The following is a 3,371-nucleotide window of genomic DNA, read 5'->3' on the forward strand; positions in this document are numbered from 1 at the left end:
TTTATTATATAAGTACCATGCTTTGCATTGATACAAAGAAACCAGTCTAAAAACATCATTTATTGGAGTAAGATCTGTAAATCTACTAGCATTTCTAGTATTTACCTTCTTGGCAGTTTTATACTCTCCAGTTAGAGGATTTCTTTCTAGAATATCTTCTTCTGAAGCATCTAATAGTCTAAGTGCTCTATCTATATTTTGTAAATCTCTTTCGTAGTTTAGATGATTTCTATATTTAGCTATACTATCTCGCACTCTTTGCATCTGGTGTTTCTCTATTTTTAGTATGCTATCATAATCAAAATCATAACAGTTTCTTAATACTTTGTAATAGGAAAACCACGATTTAATTATATCCCATTCTCTTTTAAGAGTATATTTAATATTTGAAATCATAATGATGCTGTTGCTGCTAATTTATCACACATATTATTATACTTAGTATAATCTGAATTATCAGTTTGATGCCCTCTAGTATGTACAAATGATATATCTGGGCATAACTTTTTAACTCTCTCTAGTTCCTTATCAAATCTCTTCCAAAGCTCAATATTCTTTCTTCGTTTCCAGTTTTGAGTTATGATACCTATGCAATACATAGAATCAGATACTATTACTAAAGAATCTATTGGCTTAGCTATACACTTTAATCCAGCAATAATAGCTATTAACTCCATCTTATTATTAGTAGTATGATAGAATCCTTTAGAATAAGTAAGAACTATCTTGTTATCTCTAACAAATAAAATGCCTATCCCTCCCTTATCTCTAGAGGAGGAATAGGCACCATCAGTAAATAGTTTATAGTTCATTTACTACTTATATCTTTAGCATATGCAATATTATTCTTCACACATTCTATTAATAAGTGAGCTGCTGATTCTATAGGATACTCATGAAATTGTCCAATAGAATCTTTCTTATCTCCCTTATAATAGAAGCAATAATAAGGAGCATCTTTTATAAAGCTAAGAAAGAATGAATTGTTATTACCAGTATAATACTCTGCCAGTTTATATAGTAATTCAGATAGTGTATAAGTATATCTATAGGGAGGAGTTATCTCTTCTTTTAGGAAGATATATCCATCTTTTATAACATACTTAGCATCGTTCATTTCTATATACTCTGACAATTTATCACTCCATTCTTCGTTAAGAAAGTCTTGAGCTGTTTTATTTGTTAACTTGATCATTTAATGCTTTCTTTAGTTGAACAATTTCTAAGAAATACTTTTCATTCTCTTTTTTGAGATCACTAATTTGCTTTCCGAGAATTGCTATTTGAGCTTTTCGGCTATCTACCTCATCCAAAGTAACTCCTGCTTCTATAGCTTTACCATAATAAATGTTTGTGGACATTTCCTTTATCATTTTCTTATAGTTCTTGAGTTTCTTTAGAAGTGGATAAGCAATATTGTCAGCTTCTATAAACTCTTTAAGTTCTCCAAGTTCTACTAAAGCATTTCTGTAATATTCCTTACGTTCTTTGTCGTACTTCTTGAACTTATCAATAGCCTTTTTTAAATTGGCTATTTTTAGTTTCAGAGTAACAATTTCTTTATCTTTAGGGTCAAGTAAGTCTTCATTTAGCATGGTTTTTATGCTCTTTAATTGTAAATACTCCAAATTGCTTTAATGCAATCGGTAATGCAAACTTAATTGTAGATATGTAACTTCTAGTACATATCCTAAAGAATGTTCCTTTTAACGTGTAGAACTTCACTCTGTACTTTTTTCTTTTCATAATGATTTAATAAAATTAAAAAAAGGATGCCTATTTCGGCATCCTTTATTCATAACTACAGCGCATCTACGTCGAGCCGTTGCTTTTGATATTATCTCAGGGTTACTGGTTATGAATTTGCTACTGTTAACCCTTTTTCGCCACTACACTATACCCGAATCCAACTTTAGTAGATATGGATTCTTGTCCTAGCTTTTTTCGTAATCTCGAAACTGTTGTATCTATAGCTCTACCTTCTGACTTAATAGGTAGCTCTTTAGAAATCTCTTCTCTACTTAATACTTTATTAGCATTATTCGCTAACAGTAATAGTAGAGAATATTCATTTTTAGTTAATGAAACTTCTTTACCTTCACTAAGACAATTCTTTGTATCTGTGTCTATTGAGAAGGCTTCACATTCGATTATACTCATTTATTAGTTAATATTTAAGTACTTCTATTCAGTTGAGCTATAGAGGTAACTAGTTTATAATTCTAGCATTATAGCATTAACTATTGTCAATTCTGGAACTACTCCCAGAATATAAATAGTATCATACTCTTTCTCTATTACAGTTCCTGCTCTTAGCTTAGCTCTAGGATCGTTATCTTCTACAAGCTCGTAGAAACACTTATTAGTTGCTTGAACTAAAGCTAATAACTCACCAAAATCCAATACTTTAATAGATGGATTCTTTGTAAATAATACTTTCTTCATAATTGTAAGATTTAGAATAGTGTGTCTAATTGGATTCGAACCAATTCTAACAGAACCACAACCTGTTGTGCTTCCAATAACACTATAGACACCGTATTATCTTCTATTAATAATTTTATTATATGTATCTACTCCTAGTAAGAGTACCATTAATAGTACTGCTAAGAACCAAATAGAGAAAGGAATCCATAGTGGAGCTAATACCCACCACCATGACCATTCTATTATATTTGCTAATTTAAGGATTACAAATAATGTTGTTAATCCTAATAACGGAATATTCAGTTGTATTTTCATAATTTTATAAGTTTAAGTTACACCTCAGCAGCAGAACATTCTCCGTTTGAGAATGTTCTTTTTCAGTGCTAGTTAATTAAAGATGTACTGGAATATATCCTGTACTGAATAATCTAGCATACTGATCTACATACCATTTTAATGCTTTCTTAATAAATTTCATAATTGCTAAATTTTTTAGTTAATAATTAATTTATCTAGGAAAGGAGGTTAGAGCCTTATGTAAGATTCGAACTCACGACATTCTCATTACAAATGAGATGCTCTACCAACTGAGCTAATAAGGCTAGAAAGATATTAAATCTTTACAAATTGACCATATGTATGATTCTTAATCTCTCCACTAGGGAGTTGAATCTTACAATAGCTAGGTCTTACCAAAGTAATAGTTCCTACTTGGTCTAAATCATTAGAGTGTGTTCTAACAATCTTCACTTGATCTCCAACATTAAATAATTCACAATTCTTCATTCTCTATATTCTACTTTTAGTTTCTTAAAAGGGGATGGAAATTTTGGACCATCCCAGTTAAACCAGTCAGTCCAAACTATTCCATCTCTACTCCAATATTGATAACGCTTTTGCACCTTTCTTAAAATCTATTAAAAAGTTAAAATTTTGTAGCTCTA

Annotated in this window: 8 protein-coding genes and 2 tRNA genes; all 10 read right to left on the minus strand. The window is 30.4% G+C overall.

All coding sequences use genetic code 11. The features are described 5' to 3' along the window. Positions 1-264, minus strand: a 264-nt coding sequence (locus ACI3VO_RS05740) for a hypothetical protein (RefSeq protein ID WP_439756991.1), incomplete at its 3' end; no start/stop codon positions are given. A gap of 128 nt (positions 265-392) precedes the next feature. Next, a complete protein-coding gene (locus tag ACI3VO_RS05745; RefSeq protein WP_439756992.1) occupies positions 393-812 on the minus strand; it encodes an RNase H family protein in 420 nt (139 codons plus the stop codon). Further along, positions 809-1,195: a hypothetical protein gene (locus ACI3VO_RS05750; RefSeq protein ID WP_439756993.1), complete on the minus strand. Its 387-nt coding sequence runs from the start codon at positions 1,193-1,195 to the stop codon at positions 809-811. The genes ACI3VO_RS05745 and ACI3VO_RS05750 overlap by 4 nt, the downstream gene beginning before the upstream one ends. Then, entirely contained in the window at positions 1,176-1,595 is a 420-nt protein-coding gene (locus ACI3VO_RS05755) for a hypothetical protein (protein ID WP_439756994.1), read from the minus strand. The genes ACI3VO_RS05750 and ACI3VO_RS05755 overlap by 20 nt, the downstream gene beginning before the upstream one ends. A gap of 277 nt (positions 1,596-1,872) precedes the next feature. After that, positions 1,873-2,160 carry a winged helix-turn-helix domain-containing protein gene (locus tag ACI3VO_RS05760; protein WP_439756995.1) on the minus strand — a complete coding sequence of 96 codons (288 nt, stop codon included), beginning with the start codon at positions 2,158-2,160 and terminating at the stop codon, positions 1,873-1,875. 54 nt (positions 2,161-2,214) lie between these two features. Beyond that, positions 2,215-2,445: a hypothetical protein gene (locus ACI3VO_RS05765; protein ID WP_439756996.1), complete on the minus strand. Its 231-nt coding sequence runs from the start codon at positions 2,443-2,445 to the stop codon at positions 2,215-2,217. A gap of 20 nt (positions 2,446-2,465) precedes the next feature. Further along, positions 2,466-2,537 (minus strand) — tRNA-His (locus ACI3VO_RS05770). Between the two features lie 4 nt (positions 2,538-2,541). Beyond that, on the minus strand, positions 2,542-2,742 hold the full coding sequence (locus ACI3VO_RS05775; RefSeq protein WP_439756997.1) for a hypothetical protein: 201 nt from the start codon (positions 2,740-2,742) through the stop codon (positions 2,542-2,544). Positions 2,743-2,956: 214 nt separating this feature from the next. Then, a tRNA-Thr gene (locus ACI3VO_RS05780) sits at positions 2,957-3,029 on the minus strand. 10 nt (positions 3,030-3,039) lie between these two features. Next, on the minus strand, positions 3,040-3,213 hold the full coding sequence (locus ACI3VO_RS05785; RefSeq protein ID WP_439756998.1) for a hypothetical protein: 174 nt from the start codon (positions 3,211-3,213) through the stop codon (positions 3,040-3,042). Positions 3,214-3,371 lie beyond the last annotated feature (158 nt).

Source organism: Intestinibacter sp., assembly GCF_051866655.1.
GTDB lineage: Bacteria > Bacillota > Clostridia > Peptostreptococcales > Peptostreptococcaceae > Intestinibacter.